Annotated in this window: 25 protein-coding genes; 19 read left to right on the top strand and 6 right to left on the bottom strand. The window is 51.6% G+C overall.

Annotated features, from left to right (window positions below; all coding sequences use genetic code 11):
• The 3 genes from DXV75_RS02000 to DXV75_RS02010 form a co-directional block, all read right to left on the bottom strand.
• Positions 1-1,053: a potassium channel family protein gene (locus tag DXV75_RS02000; RefSeq protein WP_115591543.1), complete on the bottom strand. Its 1,053-nt coding sequence runs from the start codon at positions 1,051-1,053 to the stop codon at positions 1-3.
• Between the two features lie 117 nt (positions 1,054-1,170).
• A complete protein-coding gene (locus DXV75_RS02005) occupies positions 1,171-1,851 on the bottom strand; it encodes a PspA/IM30 family protein (protein WP_115591544.1) in 681 nt (226 codons plus the stop codon).
• Positions 1,852-1,875: 24 nt separating this feature from the next.
• Positions 1,876-2,265: a DUF2170 family protein gene (locus DXV75_RS02010; RefSeq protein WP_115591545.1), complete on the bottom strand. Its 390-nt coding sequence runs from the start codon at positions 2,263-2,265 to the stop codon at positions 1,876-1,878.
• A gap of 182 nt (positions 2,266-2,447) precedes the next feature.
• Here DXV75_RS02010 and DXV75_RS02015 point away from each other — a divergent pair, with 182 nt between their 5' ends.
• Positions 2,448-2,711: a DUF6471 domain-containing protein gene (locus DXV75_RS02015; protein ID WP_115591546.1), complete on the top strand. Its 264-nt coding sequence runs from the start codon at positions 2,448-2,450 to the stop codon at positions 2,709-2,711.
• Between the two features lie 135 nt (positions 2,712-2,846).
• The gene (queA, locus tag DXV75_RS02020) at positions 2,847-3,887 is read left to right on the top strand and encodes a tRNA preQ1(34) S-adenosylmethionine ribosyltransferase-isomerase QueA (protein WP_115591547.1); all 1,041 of its coding nucleotides are present in this window, start codon (positions 2,847-2,849) and stop codon (positions 3,885-3,887) included.
• Between the two features lie 42 nt (positions 3,888-3,929).
• On the opposite strand, the gene DXV75_RS02025 is transcribed toward queA, so the two are convergent.
• Together DXV75_RS02025 and DXV75_RS02030 are read right to left on the bottom strand one after the other, a co-directional pair.
• The gene (locus tag DXV75_RS02025; RefSeq protein ID WP_115591548.1) at positions 3,930-7,052 is read right to left on the bottom strand and encodes an efflux RND transporter permease subunit; all 3,123 of its coding nucleotides are present in this window, start codon (positions 7,050-7,052) and stop codon (positions 3,930-3,932) included.
• 11 nt (positions 7,053-7,063) lie between these two features.
• A complete protein-coding gene (locus DXV75_RS02030) occupies positions 7,064-8,251 on the bottom strand; it encodes an efflux RND transporter periplasmic adaptor subunit (RefSeq protein WP_115591549.1) in 1,188 nt (395 codons plus the stop codon).
• Positions 8,252-8,525: 274 nt separating this feature from the next.
• Between DXV75_RS02030 and tgt the strand changes: the two genes are divergently transcribed.
• The 4 genes from tgt to secF are packed head-to-tail and all read left to right on the top strand — an operon-like array spanning position 8,526 to position 12,852.
• On the top strand, positions 8,526-9,638 hold the full coding sequence (gene tgt, locus DXV75_RS02035; RefSeq protein ID WP_115591747.1) for a tRNA guanosine(34) transglycosylase Tgt: 1,113 nt from the start codon (positions 8,526-8,528) through the stop codon (positions 9,636-9,638).
• A gap of 28 nt (positions 9,639-9,666) precedes the next feature.
• Complete coding sequence (gene yajC, locus DXV75_RS02040) at positions 9,667-10,005, top strand: preprotein translocase subunit YajC (RefSeq protein WP_115591550.1); 339 nt, start codon at positions 9,667-9,669, stop codon at positions 10,003-10,005.
• A 49-nt stretch (positions 10,006-10,054) separates the two neighbouring features.
• Entirely contained in the window at positions 10,055-11,899 is a 1,845-nt protein-coding gene (gene secD / locus DXV75_RS02045) for a protein translocase subunit SecD (protein ID WP_115591551.1), read from the top strand.
• Between the two features lie 11 nt (positions 11,900-11,910).
• A complete protein-coding gene (secF, locus tag DXV75_RS02050; protein WP_115591552.1) occupies positions 11,911-12,852 on the top strand; it encodes a protein translocase subunit SecF in 942 nt (313 codons plus the stop codon).
• Positions 12,853-12,999: 147 nt separating this feature from the next.
• Here secF and suhB read toward each other — a convergent pair whose 3' ends face one another.
• A complete protein-coding gene (suhB, locus tag DXV75_RS02055) occupies positions 13,000-13,776 on the bottom strand; it encodes an inositol-1-monophosphatase (RefSeq protein ID WP_115591553.1) in 777 nt (258 codons plus the stop codon).
• A 233-nt stretch (positions 13,777-14,009) separates the two neighbouring features.
• Between suhB and trmJ the strand changes: the two genes are divergently transcribed.
• The 13 genes from trmJ (at position 14,010) to rlmN (ending at position 25,816) form a co-directional block, all read left to right on the top strand.
• Complete coding sequence (gene trmJ, locus DXV75_RS02060; RefSeq protein ID WP_115591554.1) at positions 14,010-14,729, top strand: tRNA (cytosine(32)/uridine(32)-2'-O)-methyltransferase TrmJ; 720 nt, start codon at positions 14,010-14,012, stop codon at positions 14,727-14,729.
• A gap of 6 nt (positions 14,730-14,735) precedes the next feature.
• Positions 14,736-15,563, top strand: coding sequence for a serine O-acetyltransferase (cysE, locus tag DXV75_RS02065; protein ID WP_115591555.1), 828 nt, complete (start codon positions 14,736-14,738; stop codon positions 15,561-15,563).
• 152 nt (positions 15,564-15,715) lie between these two features.
• A complete protein-coding gene (gene iscR / locus DXV75_RS02070) occupies positions 15,716-16,201 on the top strand; it encodes a Fe-S cluster assembly transcriptional regulator IscR (protein ID WP_115591556.1) in 486 nt (161 codons plus the stop codon).
• A gap of 13 nt (positions 16,202-16,214) precedes the next feature.
• Positions 16,215-17,369 (top strand): IscS subfamily cysteine desulfurase, encoded by a 1,155-nt coding sequence (locus tag DXV75_RS02075; protein WP_115591557.1) that lies wholly within the window; start codon positions 16,215-16,217, stop codon positions 17,367-17,369.
• A 371-nt stretch (positions 17,370-17,740) separates the two neighbouring features.
• Positions 17,741-19,177: a Fe-S cluster assembly protein SufB gene (gene sufB / locus DXV75_RS02080; protein ID WP_115591558.1), complete on the top strand. Its 1,437-nt coding sequence runs from the start codon at positions 17,741-17,743 to the stop codon at positions 19,175-19,177.
• A 3-nt stretch (positions 19,178-19,180) separates the two neighbouring features.
• Entirely contained in the window at positions 19,181-19,942 is a 762-nt protein-coding gene (gene sufC, locus DXV75_RS02085; RefSeq protein WP_115591559.1) for a Fe-S cluster assembly ATPase SufC, read from the top strand.
• A complete protein-coding gene (sufD, locus tag DXV75_RS02090; protein WP_115591560.1) occupies positions 19,939-21,204 on the top strand; it encodes a Fe-S cluster assembly protein SufD in 1,266 nt (421 codons plus the stop codon). The genes sufC and sufD overlap by 4 nt, the downstream gene beginning before the upstream one ends.
• Positions 21,201-22,418 (top strand): aminotransferase class V-fold PLP-dependent enzyme, encoded by a 1,218-nt coding sequence (locus tag DXV75_RS02095; RefSeq protein ID WP_115591561.1) that lies wholly within the window; start codon positions 21,201-21,203, stop codon positions 22,416-22,418. The genes sufD and DXV75_RS02095 overlap by 4 nt, the downstream gene beginning before the upstream one ends.
• An 11-nt stretch (positions 22,419-22,429) precedes the next feature.
• Complete coding sequence (locus DXV75_RS02100; RefSeq protein WP_115591562.1) at positions 22,430-22,786, top strand: HesB/IscA family protein; 357 nt, start codon at positions 22,430-22,432, stop codon at positions 22,784-22,786.
• Between the two features lie 10 nt (positions 22,787-22,796).
• On the top strand, positions 22,797-23,330 hold the full coding sequence (gene sufT / locus DXV75_RS02105; protein ID WP_115591563.1) for a putative Fe-S cluster assembly protein SufT: 534 nt from the start codon (positions 22,797-22,799) through the stop codon (positions 23,328-23,330).
• Positions 23,331-23,348: 18 nt separating this feature from the next.
• On the top strand, positions 23,349-23,762 hold the full coding sequence (locus tag DXV75_RS02110) for a SufE family protein (RefSeq protein WP_115591564.1): 414 nt from the start codon (positions 23,349-23,351) through the stop codon (positions 23,760-23,762).
• Between the two features lie 177 nt (positions 23,763-23,939).
• Complete coding sequence (gene ndk / locus DXV75_RS02115) at positions 23,940-24,371, top strand: nucleoside-diphosphate kinase (RefSeq protein ID WP_115591749.1); 432 nt, start codon at positions 23,940-23,942, stop codon at positions 24,369-24,371.
• 326 nt (positions 24,372-24,697) lie between these two features.
• Positions 24,698-25,816, top strand: a complete 1,119-nt coding sequence (rlmN, locus tag DXV75_RS02120; RefSeq protein ID WP_115591565.1) for a dual-specificity RNA methyltransferase RlmN — start codon at positions 24,698-24,700, stop codon at positions 25,814-25,816.
• The last annotated feature ends 17 nt before the right edge of the window (positions 25,817-25,833 follow it).

Genomic DNA, 25,833 nt, shown 5'->3' on the forward strand with positions numbered 1-25,833 from the left:
TTATTCCCCCAGTTGGCTCCAATCAAACAGGCCGAACCGTTTGTCTGCGATATAAAATACCGAATCGCCGGGTGACAGTTTTACATCCATAGCGGGGTTTACCACCATTTTCTTGTAGGCAGCCCCTGGCGCATAACCGATAAAAATGGCGTTGTAGTAACGCTTCATATTGATGAACAGCCGCTCGGCCAGTATGGGAGCAGTGCCTTCCGGTATGATAACGGAGAACTGGGCCTGGCCTTCATCCACACTGATCAAATCGTGATGCAGCATGCTGGAGCCTGGGTCAAATGCGGCTTTCGCCAGCATTTCTACTGCTACGCTCGGAGTACATTCAACCTGCGGGCAGTGTTGTTGTAGCAGCGGTACCAGGCTGTCGTCGGTGAAGTAAGCCACCTGATGTGCCTCGGGGTTACGATTGCTGCAATACAGTGCGGTGGTGAGTGTGACGTCGTCCTGTGGATTATCAATGAGTATGGTTGCGGCATCGGCAACGCAGGCCCTGTCCATGTCTTCATTTTTGTTGAAAGATTTGACATGCACAAATTCGATTTTGCCAGGCATAGGGTTGGTGATGTCGGCACTGACACAAAGAACAATATCAGGTTTGTTGGGCAGTGCGTCCCGCTCTTTTAACAGCAGGTTGAGCAATAACATGGTGCGTTGCCCATTCCAGCCAATCACCAGAATATGATTTTTTACATTTAAACTTGTCATACCCATTAATCCTTTCTGCCACTGTACGCCCACCCAGGCGGCGATGCGGCCAATTACCGTTGCAAAAATACTCAATCCGGCCGGGATCACGTAAAACGCCACTACCATTTTGCCGGCTGGCGTTGCCGGAGAAAGATCACCATAGCCTACGGTAGAAGCAGTGACTGCAAGCCAGTAGATAAAATCGATTTGTGATACCAGCGCCTGTTCACCAGCCAGATACAACAACCCCCAACTGCTCAGGGTATAAAACAAAGTGGTTAGTGCAATGGTATACCAGCGTAAATCGGCAAAGTAACGTTGCACAATTTTTCGAATGCGGATCCAGGTTGTCATAGTGCAAGCACGCTCGTCGTTAAAAATCCCTGTTTATCGGGAGTTGAGCAGTATGCCTTTTTTATCAAAGAGATGGCAAATATGAAAAATCAGGGGGCATTGCCCCCTGAACGGAACTTAACTGCCCAGAATACGGCTCAGTTCGTCATCAGCCGAGCTTTGTCCGCCCTTGATGCCAGCCGCAGCCAGGCGCTTTTCGAGATCGCCGCTGGAATCTTCAGCTGCCAGTTCCTCAGCTGCCTGCAACTCTGCGTTCTTCAGCTTCTGCTTTTCCTGAATGCGAGCCAGTGATTCGGTGGCAGTTTTCATTTTGCTGTTGGCACCCATATGGCGGGATGACACGGCTACCTGCGCCTTCTGCACACTTTCAGTGGCTTTAACCATATCTACCTGTTGCTCCAGACGACGCAGATTGGCTTTGGCCTGCTGAATATTGTGTGCCAGCTGTTTTTCGGATTGCTGGAACTGGTCCAGGTAGTTTTGTTCCTGTTCACGCTCCGCTTTGAGGTCGGAGACTTTCTGGGCACAGTCCAATGCCAGCTGGCGATCAGTGTCTATCGCTTTGCGGGCATGATTTTCGTATTCCGTTATGGAAGTGTTATAACTTTCAATCTTTTGTTCAGACAGTTTACGTTTGGCCAGGATCTGCGTGCGGGCATGGTCAGACTTACGCAATTCTTCCTTAGCTTCACGAATTTCCTGTTCCAGGATACGGATGGCCTGGCTGTCAGCAACCGCTTCGGCTGCCTCAGTGGCGCCACCCTTTACTGCAGTGATGAGTTTTTTCCAAACAGACATGGGCTTCTCCTCAGATGATTGCCGTTATTTAAGATGGGGTTCGTAAGCATCCAGAAAGGACGCTACGTTCTGAAACAGTGTTTCCACTTCAATGACGATGGTTTCGGCTTTTGAATGGGCGCTCAAAGCACCAAACGCCGTGTAGTATTCCTCTCCGCCAATGTTGGATATGCCCACTGTAGTAAGGGGGAATACCATGTGGGTTGACAGTATTTCGTGGTCCAGTGCCGCTTTGTCTTTTACCTGTGCAGCGCTGAACAACAGACTTTCAACCAAAATTTGTTCCCCGCTAATTGCCAGCCAGGCATCAATACCATCCTGATTGGCAATCAGCAGGCAGTTTTCTTCGCGGGTGACGACAAAATCGTCATACTCTTTTAACAGGGACTCCAATTTTGTCAGATCCCAAACCATAACCTATCTCCTTTACGTTAGAAGCGAACATGTCGAGCCTCACTGTAGCGATAAAATGCCGGGCCCGCCAACAATCGCAAAATCAGTGTAGACAGACATGGGGGTTATCGTCAATAATTCAAATACTCCAAATGTGTAAATAAGTGTGTTTTTGTAAAAAATAACTCACAAATGGTGATTTTATGGCGAGTGGAAATAATTGGCGTCAGGTAGTTCAACGTGTCGTTAAGTCGGAAATGTCGGTGCGCGGGGTAAAATACCAGGCACTCAGTGACCGGCTGGCGGAGATTGGTATAGTACAAAGTGCGGATAATCTGCGAAATAAAGTGAATAAGGGCATTATGGGGGCGGATTTGTTTCTGCAGATCCTGATGGTGTTGAATGCCCGGGCGGTAAGTTGTGAGAGCATTGAGGAGATCCTGGTCGATTTGGATCAGAATGCCTGACGCACTCGTAAACTAACATTGTGCCTTCCACGGGCATTCTTTGTTCCGATAGGGTAAAATCCTGCGAGTTTTTTCGCCAGTACCGGACTGTTCCGGAGCCGGCCGTTCCATTGAACTAAAATCAGTAAGAAAATCATGAAATTAAGCGACTTCAGTTTCGAATTACCTGAACATCTTATTGCCAAATACCCCACTGAAAAGCGCACCGCCAGCCGCCTGTTGCATCTGAATGGCGCAACAGGTGATGTTTTTCACCGCCAGTTTACCGATATGCTCGAACTGGTAGAGGAAGGGGATCTGCTGGTTTTTAATAACACCCGGGTGATACCGGCACGCTTGCTGGGTAATAAGGCTACAGGGGGGCAGGTGGAAGTATTGGTTGAACGTATTCTGCCGGACGATTCGGTGCTGGCACACGTGCGGGCCAGTAAGGCACCTAAACCGGGGACAAAACTGATTCTTGAGCAGCAGGTAGATGTGACTGTGCTGGGGCGTCAGGAAGCTCTTTTCCATTTGCAGTTTGACGGGGACGCACCGGTGCTGTCGATTCTGGAGTCTTTCGGACATATGCCGTTGCCCCCTTACATTGACCGGCCTGACGAAGGTTCGGACAAGGAACGCTATCAAACGGTTTACAATCAAAAACCCGGAGCTGTAGCTGCGCCTACGGCGGGCTTGCATTTTGATGATGATATTCTTACCGCATTACGAAAAAAAGGCGTGAATCTGGCGTTTGTTACTTTGCATGTCGGGGCGGGTACGTTCCAGCCAGTGCGGGTAGACAACATAAAAGAGCATAAAATGCATGCCGAATATGCAGAGGTGGGGCAGGAGGTGGTGGACGCCATACTGGCTACCAAAGCCGCTGGTAAGCGGGTAATTGCCGTGGGGACTACGTCAGTTCGTTCACTGGAATCAGCCGCGGTAGCTGCAGAGAACAGTGATAAACCCTTACTGCCGTTTTTTGCCGATACCGACATTTTCATTTACCCGGGTTTTCGTTTTAAAGTGGTGGATGCCATGTTCACCAATTTCCATTTGCCTGAATCAACACTGATGATGCTAATCAGCGCCTTTGCCGGGCGGGAAAAGGTAATGGCGGCCTATCAGCAGGCGATCGAGCAGGAATATCGCTTCTTCAGTTATGGCGACAGCATGTTTATTGAAAAGGCCTGATCCAAAGCCCACATTAGCGGGCTTTGAGAGCAGCTAATTGCATCATTCAGTTGCAGCGGCTTTGTCTTTTTTCAGCCACTCACGCAACGATTGAAACAGCAGATAATAGAGCGGCACCAGCAGTGTACTGAGAATAGTGACCGAGATCATGCCGGCCATTACCGGGACTCCCAAAGCCACCCGGCTACCCGCGCCCGCGCCGGTTGCGATAACCAGTGGCAATACACCGAATACAAACGCCAGTGACGTCATTAATACGGCTCTGAAGCGCAGTTTTGCTGCTGTGAGCGCCGATTCGAACACGCTTATGCCTGCCTTGCGCTGCATCATGGCAAACTCCACAATCAGTATGGCAGTTTTAGTCGACATGGCAATCAACAACACCAGACCTACCTGGGCGTAAATGTCATTCGGCAGCCCGGTGAAATAGAGCGCCAGCATGGCACCGAACACCGCCAGGGGTACGGCCAGGATCACCGCAAAGGGAATTAACCAGCTTTCGTACAATGCGACCAGAAACAGGTAAACAAATATCACCGACAGGCCAAACAGAATTGGTGCCAGATTACCGGCTTCCAGTTCCTGCTTGGATTGCCCTGCCCATTCGAAGGTGTAGCCCGCAGGTAACTGAGCAGAGAGCTCCTGCATGACGCGAATGGCGTCGCCGCTGGAGTAGCCCGGACTGGGCTCACCCTTGATTGCTGCGTTGCGATACAGGTTAAAGTGGTTGATGGCGGTAGGGCCAAGTATTGGTTCAAGTTTTGCCAGGCTGGTGATGGGGACCATGTCACCATTGCTGTTGCGTACAAAGTAATTTTGCAGGTCGGCCGGTTGCAGGCGGAATTCAGGAGCGGCCTGCAACATTACCCGGTATGTCCGGCCGTAAAGATTGAAATCGTTCACGTACAGGGCCCCGAGTTGAGTCTGCAAGGTCGCGTAAATGTCGGTGAGCGCGACTCCCTGTGCTTTGGCTTTGTTGCGGTCCACCTCAAGCATGTATTGAGGGACATTGGCGCGATAGTTACTGAAAACCCGGGTTAATTCCGGCCGGTCATTGGCTTCGTATATCAGACCATTCATAACCTGGGCTAACTCTGAAGGAGAACGTCCTTCAGTATCCTGCAATCGGTAGTCGAACCCGGAACTGGTGCCAAGGCCGGCTATGGCGGGCGGGTTAAACATCATAATAGACGCTTCAGACAGTGCCCAGGTTCGGCTTTGCAGCCGGCCAATAATCTGTGGCAGAGATTCAGCCGGATCGAGGCGTTCCTCCCAGTCTTTCAGAACCACAACACCCAGACCGTTGTTGGAGCCGTCGCCAGCCAGCAGCGAGACACCGGCAACTGAGATGAAATCGGTAACTGAGGGTTCTTCCAGCACAATATCAGCAATTTTCTCCATCACCCGGTTGGTGCGGTTGGCAGAAGCGGCATCCGGGAGCTGTACATCGACAAAGAAAAAGCCCTGGTCCTCGTCCGGAATAAATCCAGTAGGTACCTGGGTGGAAAGCCAGCCGGTCCCTCCGAAGATGACAACCACCAGAATGGTGAAGATGGCCGCGCGGCGCAGCAGCACTTTTACCACTGAGGTATATTTGCCTGTCAGCGCATGAATGAATTTCTCCAGCGGCCGCAACCACGCCATTGGCTTAAGGGTTTTTTCGCTCAGAATCATAACGCACAGGGCAGGGCTCAGAGTAAGTGCATTGACGGCGGAAATCAGTACGGCAATTGAAATGGTAATGGAAAACTGTTTATACAGTTCTCCGGTCAGGCCCGGCATAAAGGAGACCGGAACAAACACCGCCAGCAACACTGACGTGGTAGCAATCACCGGTCCACTAACTTCTTTCATTGCCTGACTGACGGTTTGAGCCATGGGTTGAGTGGGGTTCTCGTGAACCAGTCGCTCCACGTTCTCAATTACTATGATGGCGTCGTCTACCACTATCCCAATGGCGAGCACCAGTCCAAAAAGCGTGATGGTGTTTATTGAGTAGTCCATTGCCAGCATGAAGGCGAAGGTGCCGATCAGAGAAACCGGAATTGCGATACAGGGGATTAATGTTGCACGCCAGTTTTGCAGGAACAGGAAAACCACCAGAATAACCAGGATGATTGCTTCGTACAGTGTGTGCACCACTTCTTCTATGGACACCTCAATAAAGGTGGTGCTGTCATAGGGAATGGTGTACTCGAGTCCGTCTGGGAAGTTGGCCGCCAGTTCCTTCATCCGCGCCTTAACCAGTTTGGCCACTTCCGTGGCATTGGCGTCGGGCAACTGGTATATGACCAGAAACGCGGTGTCCTGCTTGTTGAGTTTGGAAGTGATGCCGTAGTTGTAGGCGCCGATCTCGATGTCGGCAATGTCACCCAGACGGACAAAGTTACCGTCCGGGTTGGCCCGGACGATGATATCTTCAAATTCCTCGACTGAGTCGAGCCGCCCCTGGGCCTGGATGGTGTACTGAAACTGCTGGCTTTCGGGAGTGGGCGGGGACCCCAGCTTTCCTGCGGCAACTATCACGTTTTGTTCATTCAGAGCGGCCTGCAAATCGGCAACGGTCAGGCTCAGGGCCTGCATGCGCTCGGGGTTTAACCAAATCCGCATGGAATACTGCTGATTGCTCATGACTTTGGCTTCGGCAACGCCGGGCAAACGGCCCAGAGGTTCAGTCAAAAAGTTAGTGGCGTAGTTGCTCAGGTAAATGGAATTCATGTTTTCACGATCAGAAAACAGATTGACGCCAAGCAGCATGTTGCTTGAGCGTTTTTTAACTGAGATGCCTTGCTTTTTTACCTCAGGAGGCAGGCGCGGTTCGGCCAGGGCAACCCGGTTTTGCACGTTTACCTGGGCTATGTCGCTGTCGGTACCAACTTTGAACACTACGTTGATCACTGCCACACCGTTAAAGCTTGCCCGTGAAGTGATGTACATCATGTCTTCCACCCCATTGACCTGTTCCTCGATGGGCCGGATGACCGACTCTTCCACTACCTGGGCTGAAGCGCCTGGAAAGGTGGTCGTGATCCTAACTTGCGGTGGGGTGACTTCCGGGTATTTGTTCACCGGCAACTGGATTAGCGCAATCAGCCCGGCCAGCGTGATAACAATTGAAATCACCAGCGCGAACTTTGGGCGCTCTATAAACGTTTGGCTTATCATGGCGACCTCGGTTAGCTGTTAATTTCGGATACCGCACCGGTAATGGGGTCTACTTTTTTCTCCACAGGCACGACTACCGTGCCGGGGCGAACCTTTTGCAGGCCTTCTATGATTACGCGTTCATTGGCTTCCAACCCGGACTCGACCACCCACATGGCATGAACTCTTCGACCCAGAGTGACAATTCGGGTGGCCACCTCATTTTGTTCATTGACCACGAGCACAAAGTAACCCTGCTGACTGTTTTGAACGGCCATCTGAGGGACAATAGGTTGGGAATCTTTGACCTGGCTTTCCACTATCAGAGTAACAAACATGCCGGGTACGGCCAGCCCGTTCGGATTCGGGAACTCGGCCCTAAGGTCAACGGTACCCGTTCCCTGATTAATTTTGGTATCGGAAAAATTCAGTTTTCCTTTCACATCCAGTCGGGTGCCGTTTGGCAATGCTACGGTCAGGTCGAAAGGAGGATCCTTGATGCCGGTAGCTTCATCCTGATGGTGTTGCACGTAGTTTATATAATCCACTTCTTCAATCTGGAAATTTACAAAAATCGGGTCGATGGCGGTCAGTTCGGCAAGTACACCACTGGATGGCCCAACATAGCTGCCGATGTCGTAGGCGAGGCGGCCAATTCGCCCGGCAAAGGGCGCACGGATTTCAGTGTATTCCAAATCCAGACGCGCTTTCGCCAGTGCCGCCTTGGCGGCTTCGACCCCGGCCTTGGCCTGTGAAGCGCGGGATTCGAGGCGATCGAGATCTGCGGCAGAAATAAACCCTTCTCCAGCGATTTCGCGCCCACGTTTTAAGTCCCGTTCTGCGCTTTCAACTTCAATAATGCGGCTGTTCAGCGTGGCCTCGGCCTCTGCAACGGTAGAGCGAAATTCGATGGGGTTGATGTTGAGCAACAACTGACCTTCGTCTACATAATCCCCCTCCTGAAAATGTCGCTCGACTAGTTCTCCCTCAACCCGGGCGATAATGTCAGTTTGTTTGGACGCTTCGGTGCGCGCAACATACTCTCGGTAGGTGCCAATTTCCTGGGCAGCAATGGTGAATACGCTGACCGATGGAGGCGCTGAAACCACCTTGGGGGTTTCCTGCTTTTCGCAGCCTGTCAGGGCTGCGGTGAGCAGCAGGGCAAACAGCAGCGAGAAAAATTTGTGAGGGGAGAGGAGCCGCAATTTCCGATAATGCATTGTGATGTCTCCTTGAGACCGTAACGCAGGATATTGAAAGAAAACGGAGTCTTTATCAGCTTCAGACTTCTGCTCAGTATAGCAACTGGGTGGAAGCCGTCAGAAAATTATCGGGATTTATACTCATGACACAGGTTTTTTGTTCAATGGGTGATCTGCGTGCTGGAACTGGTATAATCGCGACCAATTTTATTTATTCATGGCTCCGGCGGTTACAATTGCGCGAAGTGTTCGCAATCAGCCCCTGGCGCTCAACCTTTGGAAAGCCATTTTCATGCAATTTGAGTTGTTAAATACCGATGGCGCTGCCCGACGCGGCCGCCTGGTCTTCGAACGGGGCGTAGTCGAAACCCCAGCCTTTATGCCTGTGGGCACCTATGGAACCGTAAAGGGAATGACTCCGGAAGAACTGGCCGACAGCGGTGCCCATATTTGCCTTGGCAACACCTTTCACCTGATGTTGCGCCCGGGAACCGGCATTATTCGCCAGCACGGTGATTTGCACGACTTCATGCACTGGGACAAGCCCATACTCACCGATTCTGGTGGTTTTCAGGTATTTAGCCTTGGAGATCTGCGTAAGATCACCGAAGAAGGGGTGACGTTCCGCTCGCCCATCAATGGAGAGAAGATCTTGCTGACTCCAGAAAAGTCTATGGAAGTGCAGCGCGATCTCGGCTCTGACATCGTGATGATTTTTGATGAATGTACGCCTTACCCTGCCACCGAGCAGGAAGCAAGGCTGTCGATGGAAATGTCACTGCGTTGGGCCAAACGCAGCAAAGATGCGCACGGTGAAAATCCCTCAGCCCTGTTCGGTATCATCCAGGGGGGAATGTATGAAGACCTGCGGGATATTTCGCTGGCCGGCCTGGAAGAGATAGGGTTTGACGGTTATGCCATTGGCGGTCTGTCGGTTGGTGAGCCGAAAGAAGACATGATCCGCATCATTCAGCACACCGCGCCACAAATTCCTGCAGACAAGCCCCGATATCTGATGGGCGTGGGTAAACCCGAAGACATTGTTGAGGCAGTGCGTCGGGGTATTGATATGTTTGATTGTGTAATGCCAACCCGCAATGCACGCAACGGCCACCTGTTTGTTACTGAAGGGGTAATTAAAATCCGCAATGCCAAACATCGCAACGACACCTCTCCGCTGGATGAAAATTGTGATTGTTACACTTGTAAAAATTATTCCCGGTCATATCTCCATCACTTAGACAAGTGCAATGAGATACTGGGAGCCAGACTCAATACCATTCACAATCTCAGATATTACCAGCGGGTAATGCAAGGATTGCGGGATGCCATCGCTGCAGGCGAGCTGGATGAGTTTGTAAAGACCTTCTACGCACAAAAAGATATGCCAGTACCGGCGTTATAATTACAAAGAAAATCAAAGAGGAAAACCAATGAGCTTATTTATCTCGAACGCTTACGCACAATCCGCTGGTGGCACACAACAGGGCGGTGGATTTGAAATGCTGATCATGCTGGCAGTGTTCGGTCTGATCTTTTACTTTTTGCTGTACCGCCCACAGGCCAAGCGCGTTAAGGAACACAAGGCTCTGGTTTCGTCCCTGAGCAAAGGTGACGAAGTGTTAACCCAGGGTGGTCTGGTTGGCCGGATCACCAAAGTTTCCGAAGAGAAAGATTTTGTTGAAGTTTCACTGAACGAAAGCAACAACATTGTTATCCAGAAATCCGCCGTTACTGCTGTGTTGCCCAAAGGCACCATGAAGTCCATCTAAGTGTTTTGGCCGGCCGGGGTGCTTCCGGTCGGCAACAAGGAATGACCCCGTGTTAAATCAGAACTCCATCTGGAAGATCCTGACAGTGGTGGTGCTTATTGGCCTGTGCACCCTGTATGCCCTTCCAAACTTATATGGTGAAGATCACGCCATACAAATTTCCGCAGGCCGCAATGCCACTGTTACTGCCGACATGGTCGGGCAGGTTGAACAGACCCTGCAACAACACAATATCGGCGTTAAGCGGGTTGAATTTGAAGATGAACAAATTCTGGTTCGTGTAAACGACTCCGATTCCCAGTTACTGGCCCGAGAAAGCCTCGAGCAGGCTCTGGGGCAGGATTATTTTGTCGCCATGAACCTGGCCCCGGACACCCCCCAATGGCTTGAAGATCTGGGTGGTAGCCCAATGAAGCTTGGCCTTGATTTGCGTGGTGGTGTGCACTTCCTCATGGAAGTGGACATGACTGAGGTGATTGAAAAATCACTGGAAGACGCAGAAAACGATTTTCGTACAGCATTGCGTGAAGAAAAACTGCGTTACCGCTCAGTGAGTGAGCGCGACGGGCACCTGGACATCACATTCCGTGATCAGGAAACGCTTGAAAAGGCGGAGTTTTTCCTGCGCAACCGTAATCGCGATCTGACCTATGCCGAGATGGATGGATTGGTGTTACGGGCTACGTTCTCAGAATCAAAATTGCAGGAAATCCGCGATTACGCGGTTAAGCAGAACATCACCATCATCCGTAACCGGGTTAACCAGTTGGGCGTGGCGGAACCTCTTGTTCAGAAGCAGGGCGCAGACCGCATTGTAGTGCAACTGCCGGGTATTCAGGACACCGCGCGGGCGAAAGAAATCCTCAACGCTACTGCCACCCTTGAATTCCGCATGCTGGACCAGGACAACGATGTACGCGATGCCGTTAACGGTCGGGTACCTCCAGGTTCACAGGTGATTGAAGATCGCAACGGTATGCCGCAGTTGCTTGAAAAGCGTATCATGCTGACCGGTAACCACATTATCGATGCCAACAGTGGGGTTGATGAGTATGGCCTGCCGAACGTAAGCATTACGCTGGATTCGGAGGGCGGTAACAAGATGTCCCGCGCCACTCGCGGTAACATCGGCAAGCCCATGGCAACGGTTTTCATTGAATACAAGGCCACCGGAGAGCGCAACGAAGATGGCAAGCTGGTGTTTGAGCGCCATGAGGAAGTCATTAATGTCGCAACCATTCGTGCTCAGCTGGGCAGCAAGTTCCAAATCACAGGTATAGATTCCCCCAAGGAAGCCCGGGATTTGTCTTTGCTGTTGCGTGCCGGAGCACTGATTGCGCCAATTCAAATCGTAGAAGAACGCACCGTGGGGCCAAGCCTGGGTCAGGAAAACATCGAACTGGGTATGCAGGCCATTATGTGGGGTCTGGCAGCGGTGTTGGTATTTATGCTGATTTATTACAAGGCATTTGGTGTGGTTGCCAACATTGCGCTGGTTACCAACCTGGTGATGATTGTGGGAATTATGTCGATGATCCCGGGGGCCACCCTGACTTTGCCGGGGATGGCGGGCATTGTGTTAACCGTGGGTATGGCAGTGGACGCCAATGTACTGATATTCGAGCGTATCCGTGAGGAGCTGCGCGATGGCCGAAGCCCGCAGCAGGCTATCCATCTTGGTTACGACAGTGCCTTTTCAACCATACTTGATGCCAACATCACTACATTTATTGCAGGCCTGATTTTGTTTGCAGTGGGTACCGGGCCGATCAAAGGTTTCTCGATAACGCTGATGATTGGTATTGCTACCTCCATGTTTACTGCCATTCTGGTCACCCGTGTGGTTGTGAATGCTGTATGGGGTGGGCGTAAAGTAAATAAGTTGGCGATTTGAGAGGCGATATCATGCAATTATTGAAATTATCCGACACCGTCAACTTTATGGGCCTGCGCATTCCCGCGCTGGTACTGTCGACCGTTTTGATGCTGGGCTCGCTGGTGTCGCTGGGCGTGAACAAACTCAACTGGGGGCTGGATTTTACTGGCGGAACCCTTATTGAAGTGGGCTACGCACAGCCAGCTAATCTGAGTGAAATCCGTCAGGCTCTGGGCTCGGCAGATTTTGAGGACGCCATAGTCCAGAATTTTGGCAGCAGTCAGGATGTGCTTATTCGCATTGCGCCCCGTGACGGCGTGAATGCCAATACCATTGGTGACCAGGTACTCAATGCATTACGTGCGGACAGCAGTGATGTTGATATGCGACGCATTGAATTTGTTGGCCCCAACGTTGGCGATGAACTTACTGAACAGGGCGGGCTGGCAATGCTGGTAGCCCTGATTTGTATTCTGGTCTATGTGGCAATGCGCTTTGAATGGCGTTTCGCACTGGGGTCGGTCGCGGCTCTGGTACACGACGTGATCCTCACGCTTGGGTTATTCTCTGTGCTGCAACTGGAATTCGACCTGACGGTTCTGGCAGCGGTGCTGGCGGTGATCGGTTACTCGCTCAACGATACTATCGTGGTGTCAGACCGTATCCGGGAAAATTTCCGTAAAATCCGTAAGGGTGAGCCGGTTGAAATCATCAACATTTCCCTTACACAAACACTCAACCGCACCATCATCACCTCATTAACCACGGTATTGGTTTTGGTAGCATTGTTCTTTAAAGGTGGGGCCCTGATCCACGGTTTTGCAACTGCATTGCTGTTTGGTGTAGTGGTGGGAACCTATTCTTCTGTGTACATTGCCAGCTCTGTGGCATTAGCCCTGGGCATAAGCAAGGAAGACCTGATGCCTGTGCAGGTAGAGAAGGAAGGTGAGGATCTTGATCCACTTCCGTGACTTTGAGTGTTTCTAAAGTTCAAAAAAATCCGGTGCCTGTCACCGGATTTTTTATTACCTCGGTATCCAAAAGATTTGGATAGAACATTAAAAGGCTGTCAGTTTAGACATTCGGAGGGGGGACGCGCTCCCAAGGAGCGCATTGTATTACTTAAGGTGTTTAACCAAACCTTGTAATACCTTAACGCTGCCGGCCACAACCTCACCTTTAAACAGGGGGTCGTTGCCACCGGTGAAATCGGTAACCAGACCACCGGCTTCGCGCACCAGAAGTTCTCCGGCTGCGATATCCCATGCTTTAATGCCGCGTTCCCAGTACCCGTCATAGCGGCCAGCGGCTACATAGGCCAAATCCAATGCTGCGCTGCCAGCCCGGCGAACATCACCACATTCATGGAAAATTTTGTTCAGGCTCAGGGCGAATTCGCCGAACTGGTTTTTGTTTTTAAATGGAGTGCCTGTGGCCAGAACCGTCTCGCTCAGGTCCCGTGGCTTGGTAACACGAATGCGGTAGCCATTTAATTGGGCACCGTTTCCACGGCTTGCAGTGAACAGCTCGCCACGAATGGGGTCAAAGACCACAGCCTGATCAAGGCGCCCCTTGTAAAGCAGAGCAATGGACACGGCAAAATGTGGAATGCCTTTGATAAAATTGGTGGTACCGTCCAGAGGGTCGATGATCCACTGGAAATCGCTTTCGCTGCCTGACGTTTCTCCGCTTTCTTCACCCAAAAATGTGTGGTTTGGGTAAGACTGCTGAATTTTGTGAATAATGGCTTTTTCGGCCTCTTTGTCGATTTGCGTGACGTAGTCGTTGGCCGCTTTGGATTCTTTGACCAGATCGTCACGGTTTTCAAAACCGCGGACAATGATTGTACCGGCCACGCGCGCAGCGCGCACCGCAATATTCAGCATCGGATGCATGGTTACCACCAATTGTAAAAGATCAGAAAATGACGCGAACCCCTAAAATAGCCAGGTTCATTGCGTCGAAAAACGCGCGAAGTTTAACAAAGGGGAAAAAATATGCAATCGCAAAATCGGGCCGTGCTCATAAGTTACTGACTTGCTCGGGATTTGCCCCTGCTGAAATAGCCTCCTTAAGGTGGATTGTGCTATTATCCGCAGCCATCCAGAATGCGATACATCCATATCTTATGCTCAACCAAATTCGAATTGTGCTGGTCAATACTTCTCATACCGGCAACATTGGCTCAGCGGCCCGGGCCATGAAAACCATGGGACTCAGTAACCTGTATCTGGTCGATCCGGTACAGGCTCCGGACGGAAAGTCCAGTGCCCTGGCTGCCGGTGCCGGTGATGTACTGGCCAGCGCCAAAACGGTGGCAACCTTGCAGGAAGCAGTGGCGGATTGTGGCCTGGTAGTCGGTACATCAGCCCGTTCCCGCACCCACTCCTGGCCAATGCTGGAACCCAGAAGTTGCGGTCGCAAGATGATAGCTGAGGTCGCCAATTATCCGGTGGCTCTGGTGTTTGGACGTGAAAACAACGGGTTAACCAATGAAGAGTTGCAGCAGTGTCATTTTCACGTGTGCATACCGGCGAATCCTGAATACAGTTCACTGAATCTGGCTGCGGCAGTGCAAACATTGTGCTACGAAATCCGCATGGCCTATTTGGAGGCCGGTGAGCAGGGCGGTGAATCGGTACCTGAATACCCGCTGAGCGATGATCTTGAACGATTCTATACGCACCTTGAAAGCACCCTGCAAAACACCAATTTTATTGTCAAAAATCATCCCGGTGTGGTGATGACCAAGTTACGACGGCTGTTTAATCGTGCCCGGCCGGAGGCGCAGGAATTGAATATATTGCGTGGTATTCTGTCGTCTGTTGATAAATCCATCAAAGAGTAAGCCATCGTGTTTGAACGTATGAAAGAGGACATTGCGGCGGTTTTTCATCGGGATCCCGCTGCACGCAATACGTTTGAGGTTCTGACAAACTATCCGGGCTTGCATGCAGTATGGTTGCATCGCCTGAGCAACAAATTATGGCGTCATAACTGGAAGTGGCTGGCGCGCAGTCTGTCTACTTTCAGTCGCTGGTTAACCGGTATCGAAATTCACCCGGGAGCAACGCTGGGGCGCCGTTTTTTCATTGATCACGGCATGGGGGTGGTAATTGGCGAAACCGCTGAAGTAGGCGACGATGTCACACTCTACCATGGGGTTACCCTGGGTGGCACCAGCTGGAAAGCCGGCAAGCGCCATCCGACCTTGCGCAATAATGTGGTTATCGGTGCCGGGGCAAAGGTGCTTGGCCCGATTGAGATTGGTGAGGGGGCTAAGGTTGGTTCCAATTCTGTGGTAGTAAAAGACGCTCCTGCAGGCGCTACCGTGGTAGGTATACCTGGCCGGATCATTGTTACCTCGCCATCTAAAGGAGATGGGGTGCTGCAGTCAGAGCAGCGAAATAAAATTGCCCGCAAGTACGGTTTCGATGCGTATGCAGTTTCGCCGGACAATCCTGACCCGGTTGCCAATGCCATGGGCGTAATGCTTGAGCACATGCATGCGATGGACGCCAAAGTAGAGGAAATGTGCAAGGTCATACAAACTCTGGGAGGGGACGTCTGTAGTGATAATCTGCACAGTTTGTCGGCAGAGGACTTTATCGATACAGGCTTGTCTCCTGTAGTGCCAGAGTCGGTCAGGGAAGCCCCGGAAAACTACGATCCCAAAATATGACCCCAACACAGGCGGGTCTCCCACAGGCAAAGTTCCTCGAAAAATCGTGCAGACACTGGAATAATACCTGACTAAATTCAAGGGTCTTATACTTGACCATTTTAGTCGGGTATGGAACAATTCCGCCAGTTTTTGGATGGCAGGAAAGAACCATGAAATTAACCTCAAAAGGGCGCTATGCAGTTACTGCAATGCTGGACGTTGCACTCCATTCTACCCGAGGTCCGGTGCCACTGGCGGACATATCGGAGCGCCAGGAAATTTCCCTGTCTTATCTTGAGCAACTGTTTTCCCGCCTTCGAAAAGAGCAACTGGTTGATAGTGTGCGTGGTCCGGGTGGTGGCTATCTGCTAGGTCGGGAAGCTGAAAAAATTGCGGTTGGTGAAGTCATTCGCGCAGTGGACGAACTGGTTGATGCCACCCGGTGTCAGGGCCATGCGGACTGCCAGCGTGGTGAACGTTGCTTAACCCACAGCTTATGGCAGGATTTGAGCGATCGCATCAGTGCGTTTCTGGACTCAATTACATTGGGTGAACTAATGGCTAAGCGTGATGTACAGGACGTAGCCGGGCGCCAGGATAAAAACAAGGCCATCAATCAGGCCATTCAGGATATCGAAGTCAGCATTCAGCTTTAAAGTGACTTTAACAATGAGTAATTCCATATATCTCGATTACGCTGCTACGACGCCGGTTGACCCAAGAGTTGCCGATAAAATGATGGCTTGCCTGACCATCGACGGTAACTTCGGAAACCCTGCATCCCGAACCTATCGTGCCGGCTGGCTGGCCGAAGAAGCCGTGGATGTGGCCCGTAGCCAGGTTGCCGAACTGGTTAACTGTGACCCCCGTGAAATCGTGTTTACCTCGGGGGCGACAGAGTCTGACAATCTGGCGATTAAGGGTGTGGCCGAGCGCTATTGTGACAAAGGCAAACACATTGTTACCGCCAATACGGAACACAAGGCGGTGCTGGACAGCTGCGCCTACCTGCAAACTAAAGGTTTTGATGTGACCTATCTGCCAGTAGATTCCGAGGGGCTGATAGATCCACGCCAGGTTGCACAGGCCATTCGCCCGGATACCATTCTGGTTTCACTGATGCACGTAAACAATGAAATTGGCGTTATTCAGGATATTGCCGCCATTGGCGAACTGTGTCGGGAAAGGGGTGTGCTTTTTCATGTCGATGCAGCGCAAAGCGCGGGCAAGTTGCCAATAGACCTGAATGAGCTCAATGTTGATTTGATGTCTTTCTCGGCGCATAAAATTTACGGCCCGAAAGGGGTTGGTGCTTTGTATGTGCGTCGTCGCCCTAAAGTGCATCTTAGTGCCCAGCTTCATGGCGGCGGGCATGAGCGTGGGATGCGTTCAGGTACCTTGCCTACCCACCAACTGGTTGGGCTGGGTGAAGCGTTTGCGCTGGCCGGGCAATATATGGCACAGGAGTCCGAACGACTGCGTGGCTTGCGTGACAAACTGTGGAGTGGTCTGCAGCAGCTCGATGGGGTGGTGCTGAATGGTCACCCGCAACAGCGCATATACAATAACCTCAACGTGAGTTTTGCCGGGGTGGACGGAGAGAGCCTGATGATGGCACTTGGCGATATTGCGGTATCTTCCGGTTCAGCCTGCAATGCGGCCAGTCTGGAACCGTCTTTTGTGCTTAAAGCGCTGGGGCGGGAAGCTGAACTGGCGCACAGCGGTATTCGTTTCAGTGTCGGGCGTTTCACCACCGGGTCAGATATCGACTGTGCAATTGGAAAAGTCGTAAACGCAGTCAAAGGGTTGCGGCGGAGCTGTTAGCGTTTATTGCCCAAGTGCTGAACGTTATCCGGTTCGGGAGGAACCCTTTACGGGGACTGGCGTTGAAATATCGGCCACTTTAGGGCATGATCCGGCGCGCTTTTTGGGCTGGCCTTTCGCACTCCTCCGCAAATTACCTCTGAACAGGGTGGTAACCTCATCGCTACGGCGGTGGAGGGGCTAATACTTGAGTGAATTAGTCAGGTATTATACAATTTAACCAATTTAAAAACGCTGATGCTGCCTGGGGGCAAAGACTGTTAAGTCGGGGCGAAGGCTCTCAACCAGGCAATTATTCGACCACGAGTCCGTGTTGGTCGAAGCCCAATAAATTGCATCAGACGTAGCAGGCAAATGAGTGAGATCCCAACATGAGTGAACAGATCGAACAGGCGCTATCGAGAAAATACGAAGCCGGTTTCACCTCTGAAATTGAGTCTGAAACCTTCGAATGCGGCCTGGACGAATCGGTGATCCGCAGAATCTCGGCCATCAAGAATGAGCCGGAGTGGATGCTGGAATGGCGCCTGAAGGCTTTTCGTACCTGGCTGACAATGGAAGAGCCCGAGTGGGCACACGTTGAATACCCGAAAATTGATTTTCAGGCCATATCCTATTATTCCGCGCCCAAAAGTATGAAGGACAAACCCAAGTCGCTGGATGAGGTAGATCCTGAATTGCTCCGAACCTATGAAAAACTGGGTATTCCTCTGCATGAGCAGGAAATGCTTGCAGGTGTAGCGGTAGATGCAGTGTTTGATTCCGTTTCCGTTGTGACCACCTTTCGTGACAAGCTTGAAGAGGCCGGCGTAATCTTCTGCCCAATTTCTGAAGCCGTGCACAAGTACCCGGAACTGGTTAAAAAGTATCTTGGAACCGTGGTGCCACGAGCGGATAATTTCTATGCTGCCCTGAACAGTGCCGTATTTACTGACGGCTCATTTGTCTATATTCCCAAAGGCACTCGTTGCCCGATGGAATTGTCTACCTATTTCCGTATTAACCAGCAGAACACCGGTCAGTTCGAGCGCACTCTGATTGTGGCCGACGAAGGCAGTTACGTCAGCTACCTGGAAGGCTGTACTGCGCCACAGCGAGACGAAAACCAGCTGCACGCTGCGGTGGTGGAACTGGTGGCCATGGATAATGCCAGCATTAAATATTCTACCGTCCAGAACTGGTACCCGGGTGATGAAAACGGCAAGGGTGGTATCTACAACTTTGTAACCAAACGGGGTGTGTGCCACACCAGTGCCAAGATTTCCTGGACCCAGGTGGAAACCGGTTCCGCGGTAACCTGGAAATACCCCAGTTGTGTGCTTAAAGGCGACAACAGTGTGGGCGAGTTTTATTCCGTAGCCCTGACCCGTGGCCGTCAGCAGGCCGACACTGGCACCAAGATGATTCATATTGGTAAAAACACCAAATCGACCATCATCTCCAAAGGGATTTCTGCCGGGCACAGTAACAATGCCTATCGGGGCCTGGTGCAAATGGGGCCGAAAGCCGACGGGGCGAGAAATTTTACCGAGTGCGATTCCCTGCTGATTGGGGATAAATGCGGCGCGCACACGTTTCCGTACATCGAAAGCCGCAATCCAACCGCCATTGTTGAACACGAAGCCACCACCTCCAAGGTGAGCGACGAACAGTTGTTCTTGTGTCAGCAACGGGGTCTGGATACCGAAAAAGCCGTGTCGATGATCGTCAACGGTTTCTGTAAGGAAGTATTCAAAGAGCTACCAATGGAATTTGCCGTCGAAGCTGGCAAGCTGCTCGAAATTAGTCTTGAAGGTTCAGTGGGGTAATCAATGCTTAAGATCCAAAATTTACATGCCAGCGTCGAAGACAAAGACATTATCAAAGGCCTGAACCTGGAAGTGAACCCAGGCGAGGTGCACGCCATTATGGGCCCCAACGGTGCCGGTAAATCCACCCTGGGCTATGTGCTGTCCGGCCGCGAAGGTTATGAAGTTACCGAAGGCAGCGTTACCTTTAACGAAAGCGACTTACTGGAAATGGAAGTGGAAGAGCGCGCCCGCGCAGGCCTGTTTCTGGCGTTTCAGTATCCGGTTGAAATTCCAGGCGTAAGCAATATGGAATTCATGAAAGAGTCGGTTAATGCCATGCGTGAAGAGCGCGGGCTGGAGCCACTGACTGCTGCGGAATTCCTCAAGAAGGCCAAAGAAGCCTGTAAGCAGGTTCATTTGCCGCTGGATTTTCTCAAGCGTGGTGTCAACGAAGGTTTCTCCGGTGGTGAGAAGAAGCGTAACGAAATCATGCAGATGATTCTGGCAGAGCCGACGCTGTGCATTCTGGATGAATCGGATTCCGGCCTTGACGTAGACGCATTGCAGGTAGTGGCCGATGGCGTTAACAGTCAGCGTGACGGCAAGCGCAGCTTTATTGTGGTTACCCACTATCAGCGCCTGCTGGATTACATCAAACCCGACTTCGTGCACATTCTCGCCGATGGCAAGATTGTCAAAAGTGGCGACGCATCACTGGCACTGGAAGTTGAGAAAAGCGGTTACGCATTTCTGGGTAAAAAATACGAAGAGGTGGACGCATGAGTCAATGGCTGAGCCAGGTCATTGATGAGGCCCGACAGGTCACTGATTACCTGGAACCTGTAAGACAACAGGCCATCGCAAAATTGCAGCAGAACGGCTGGCCGGGGCGCCGTAACGAGTCCTGGCGTTTTACGCCGCTATCGTCACTGGAAAAGCGCCAGTTTCAGGCACCTTCCGCAGGCAATACACCTGTAAGCAGCGTTGAGACCATCACTGGCCTGAATGCCATTGAACTGGTGTTTGTAAACGGCGAACTGGTAACCAATTTAGCTGCGTTGTCGTTGCCTGAGGGGCTGACTATAACCAGCCTGGCACCGGATAATGCTCTACAGCAGCAAGCCATCGCAGAATTGTTTGGCAGCATTAAGCCCGGGCATCATGTGTTTGGCCTGGTGAACGACGCTCTCTGTCAGCAGGGCGTGTATGTGGATGTTGCCGCCGGAGCAAAGATTGAACCTGTTATACGTATCATCAATCAGGTTGATGAGGACGCCGATACCCACAACCGCATTCTGGTGCGGGTGGGTGAGGGTGCATCGGTTAGAGTAATGGAACAGGGAGAAGGCAGCGTAAGCAGCGTTTCTACTCTGTTTGCCGAATACTGCATTGCCGACAACGCTCATCTGGAACACTACCGTATGGTAATGTTCAGCGACAGCGCGCGACACATCGGTGGCTGCCATTTTAAGCTTCACAATGCATCAAGTCTCAACAGCACCCTGGTTGGCTACGGCAGCGAATTGAGTCGTCTGGACGTGGATGTGATCCACGCCGGAGAGCATGCCAACGCTAAGCTCAATGCCATTTATCTGCTGGCAGAAGGTGAGTTGTTTGATCTGCACACCACGATTGAACATGCCATGCCCAACGGCACCACCGAAGAGAATGCCCGCGGGATAGTGGGTGATCGTGCCCGGGCGGTGTTCAATGGCCGCATTCACATTCACCGCGACGCGCAGAAAACCCTGGCCGAACTGAACAACCGAAATTTGCTGTTGTCCCGTCGGGCTCTGATCAATACCAAGCCTGAGCTGGAAATCTACGCTGACGACGTAAAGTGCGCTCACGGCGCTACTGTTGCCGAAATAGAAGAAAAAGCCCTGTATTATCTGATGACTCGAGGCATTTCCCGCAGCAAAGCGCTGGTGATGCTGAATTTCGGATTCATTCAGGAACTGGTCAATCAGATCCCGAACAAAGCCATCAGCGAATGGCTGTTACCCAAGCTCAGTGAGCGCTTCCTGATGATGGAGGTCAAATGAGCCTTGACGTGATGGCGCTGCGGGCGCAGTTTCCAATTCTCAGTCAGCAGGTTGACGGTAAACCGCTGGTTTATCTGGACAACGCGGCCACCACGCAAAAGCCACAGGTGGTGATCGACGCACTCGTTGATTTTTACACCAACTGCAATGCCAATGTGCATCGTGGCGCCCATCATCTTTCCGATGAGGCGACCCGTCGCTATGAACTGGCCCGGGACCGGGTGGCGCAATTTATCAACGCCAATCGCCGCGAAGAGGTCATCTGGACCAGCGGCACCACGGAAAGCATTAATATCGTGGCGAACGGCCTGGTTCAGAAACTGGGCACTGGCGATGAGGTGATGGTGACCGAGATGGAACACCACGCTAATCTGGTGACCTGGCAGCAGGCCTGCAAACGCAGCGGCGCCCTCCTGAAAGTGGTGCCCATTCACGATAATGGTGAACTGGATCTGGCAGCCTTTGACAGCCTGCTGAGCCCGCGTACCCGCCTGGTGGCATTTCCTCACGTTTCCAATGCGTTAGGTACGGTTAACCCCATCAGGCAACTTACCGCCAAAGCTAAGGCGGTGGGCGCCTGGGTACTGGTTGACGGAGCCCAGGGCATCGCTCATGGTGACGTGGATGTGCAGGAAATTGGTTGCGACTTCTACGCGTTTTCCGGCCATAAGATTTTCGCTCCCACCGGCATCGGTGCTTTGTGGGGCAAATTTGCGGTGCTCGATGAGTGGCCGGTATGGCAGACCGGCGGCGAGATGATTGCCGATGTGGAATATCTTTCATCCACCTGGGGGCAGTTGCCGAACCGCCTTGAAGCTGGCACTCCCCACATTGCCGGTGCTATTGGCCTTGGTGTGGCGGTGCAGTGGTTTGGTCAGCTCAATAGTGCAGACGTGCAATCCCATGAGCAGGCACTGCTCGCGTCTGCGATGGAGCAGGCGCAATGTTTCGACGGTATCCGGCTGATCGGCACTGCAGCGAAAAAAGTTGGCGTGATGAGTTTCCTGCTGGAAGGTAGCCATCCTGCCGATGTGGGCTTTATTCTTGACCGTCAGGGCGTGGCCATCCGCACCGGCGATAATTGTGCCCAACCATTAATGAAACGTTTGGGGATACCCGGCACCGCCCGCGCATCCTTCTCTATCTACAATACCTTGGAAGAAGTGGACCGTCTGTTTGACGCCCTTCGCAAAGCCAAAATGATGTTGGCGTAACAGGAGGCATTATGACTGTTGAAACCTTCGTTCCGAGCACGTCTGTCGTCACCCTTACAGACAGTGCAATTAAGCATTTTGAAAAGAAACTGTCCTCCCAGCCTGGCAAGTGTATTCGCCTCTCCACCAAGCTCAGCGGCTGTACCGGTTATGCATACGTGCTGGATTTTGCCGATGCGCCACAAGCGGGGGATGAGATCATTGCAGCGAGCCCGACGTTAACGGTCGCGGTTGCAGAGGATGCTGTTGATCTGCTGCGCAACACCGAGATTGATTACGTGATGGAAGGCGTCAACGGTGTGATCAAATACCACAATCCGAATGTCGTGGACGAATGCGGCTGCGGTGAAAGTTTTAACGTCGGCTGAAAGTAATCCAATGACTCAGAAAATGGTGGTCACAGAGCGTGACTGTACGGCACGCCGGGTTCCGGCTGGCAATGTTACAACCATTCCGGAGGGTGAGTTTGTCACTATCACTCAGGATTTGGGCGGCAATTATACGGTTACATGGCGAGGCAATATGTATCGCATCGACGGTACTGACGCCGATGCTATTGGCCGCAAGCCCCAGGCGCTGAATTTCACCCCACCACAGGGTGGTGGGATAGATGAGAAGCAGGTTTGGGAGGCGCTCGAAACCATCTACGACCCGGAGATCCCCATCAATCTGGTTTCATTGGGCCTGATTTACAAAGTCTCTGTTGACCAGCCCTCACACACCGTCAACATCGATATGACGCTGACAGCTCCTGGCTGCGGCATGGGGCCGGTGCTGGTCGGCGATGTGGAATACCGTGTCGGCATGGTGCCAAACGTGAAAATGGTCCGGGTTGAACTGGTGTTTGATCCGCCGTGGTCACGGGACAGGATGAGCGAAGAAGCCCAGCTTGAAGCCGGGTTGTTTTTTTAGTCAAGAAAAGGAATCTCCATGCAATTGCCGAGCAGTGAAGAAATTGTTGACGATCTGGCGTTTTTTGATGACTGGGAACAGCGCTATCAATACATCATTGATTTGGGCAAAGCCATTCCGGGTTTAGCCGAAAATGAGCGCACACCTGACCGGCTGGTAAAAGGCTGCCAGAGCAGTGTCTGGCTGGTATCCCGAATTGAAAACGGGTTAGTCAGCTTTGATGTGGACAGCGACGCTGTGATTGTCCAAGGGTTATTGGCACTGGTGCTGGCTGCCTATAACAATAAAACCCCAAAGCAGATTCTGGACTTCGACATTGAAGGCTACTTCCAGGCACTGGATTTGGAACGTCACATTACTCCCACCCGCGGCAATGGTTTGCGCGCCATTGTGGCAAAAATCCAGGAACTGGCACGCCGTTCGATTAATTGACGGCACAGTCGTGCTCATCCGACCCGTTTTAATAACACTTGCCACGTTTGTATGGCGAAAGATAAAGTGGCGGGCAGCGCAGGTGCAGGGAAGCTGCCAAATCTCTGGTCAAGCAGTGAAGAATTGCCTATAATTCGCGGCCAAAAATTTTCACACTATCTAAATGGAGACAGAAAAATGGCTCTTGAGCGTACTTTTTCTATTATCAAGCCTGATGCCGTAGCTAAGAACGTTATCGGTGCAATTTACAACCGTTTTGAATCTGCTGGCCTGCGCATCGTTGCATCCAAAATGCTGCACATGAGCAAAGAACAGGCTGAAGGATTCTACGCTGAACACAAAGAGCGTCCTTTTTTCGGTGCTTTGGTTGATTTCATGACTTCCGGTCCGGTTATGGTTCAGGTGCTGGAAGGCGAAAACGCAGTAGTGAAAAACCGTGAAATCATGGGTGCTACCAACCCTGCAGAAGCGGCTGCAGGCACATTGCGTGCTGACTACGCGGTTTCCATCGACGAGAACGCGGTTCACGGCTCTGATGCGCCAGAATCTGCTGCCCGCGAAATCGCTTACTTCTTCTCTGAAGAAGAAATCTGCCCGCGTACACGCTAAGTCGCACAGGTTCGAAAAGAAGGAGCGACAACGCTCCTTTTTTTGTACCTGCTGACGGGCCCCGTGATGTCTTTTTTTGGGATTTTCGCGTAAACCCAGAGTAGAGGTGGCCGGTTTGTCAGACCAGTGCGCTGTGCTATAATCCGCTGCTGATTTTTTGTCTTGTCAGTAAGCACGCATCAGCGGTACTTTTTCGCTGACGAAGGTCAGTCAGTTAACGATTGAAAAACACAGTCCAAACCCCGGGGTTTGGCGCATTATTTTTGCTGTAGGTCCTGCCGGTGACTTACCAGCAGCCGAACAGCAGTCAACAAGGCCAAAGGTATATGACCAAAACTAATCTGTTAAATCTTAATCGCGAAGGCTTGCGTGAGTTCTTTAAGGACATTGGCGAGAAACCTTTTCGTGCAGATCAGGTTATGAAATGGATTTATCAGCATGGGGTCAGTGACTTTGCCGAGATGACAAACATCAACAAGGATTTGCGCAACAAGCTTATTGAGTGTTGTGAAATCAGGGCCCCGGAAATTGCCTATTACCAGGAAGCCAGTGACGGTACCATCAAGTTTGCCCTGGCCCTGGAAGGCGGCCAGGAAGTGGAGTCCGTGTGGATCCCGGAAACTGAACGCGCTACTCTGTGTGTGTCTTCCCAGGTGGGCTGTGCACTCGAATGCACTTTTTGTTCTACTGCCCAGCAAGGTTTCAACCGCAACCTCAGTGTCAGTGAAATCATAGGTCAGGTGTGGCGGGTGGCAACTTTTCTGGGCCTGTCCAAGGATTCTTCCAAGCGACCTATCACCAATGTCGTGATGATGGGGATGGGAGAGCCATTGCTGAACCTGAAAAATGTCGTTCCTGCTATGGACATCATGCTCGACGATTTCGGATTTGGCCTCTCAAAGCGCCGGGTTACCCTGAGTACTTCCGGTGTCGTGCCTGCGCTTGATATGCTGGGTGATCAGATTGATGTGGCACTGGCCATCTCACTGCATGCACCTAACGATGAACTGCGTGATGAGATTGTACCTATTAACAAAAAGTACAACATCGAGACTTTCCTCGCCGGGGTGCGACGCTATCTGGCCAAATCCCGCGCTAACCAGGGTAAGGTAACGGTGGAATATGTCATGTTGTCACACATCAATGACAGTACCGATCAGGCTCATGAACTGGCAAAAGTCCTTAAGGATACGCCTTGTAAAATAAACCTTATTCCGTTTAACCCCTATCCAGGGTCACCCTATACGTGCTCCAGCAATTCACGTATTGACCGGTTTGCCAAGGTTCTGATGGAATATGGTTTTACCGTAGTGGTTCGCAAAACCCGCGGTGACGATATCGACGCGGCATGCGGTCAGTTGGTGGGCGATGTTGTTGACAGAACCAAACGACTGTTGAAAAAACAGATGAAGGGTGAAGCAATATCGGTAAAAATGGCACAATAACTAAATGACGACCAAGA

The organism is Alteromonas aestuariivivens, from assembly GCF_003367475.1.
GTDB lineage: Bacteria > Pseudomonadota > Gammaproteobacteria > Enterobacterales > Alteromonadaceae > Alteromonas > Alteromonas aestuariivivens.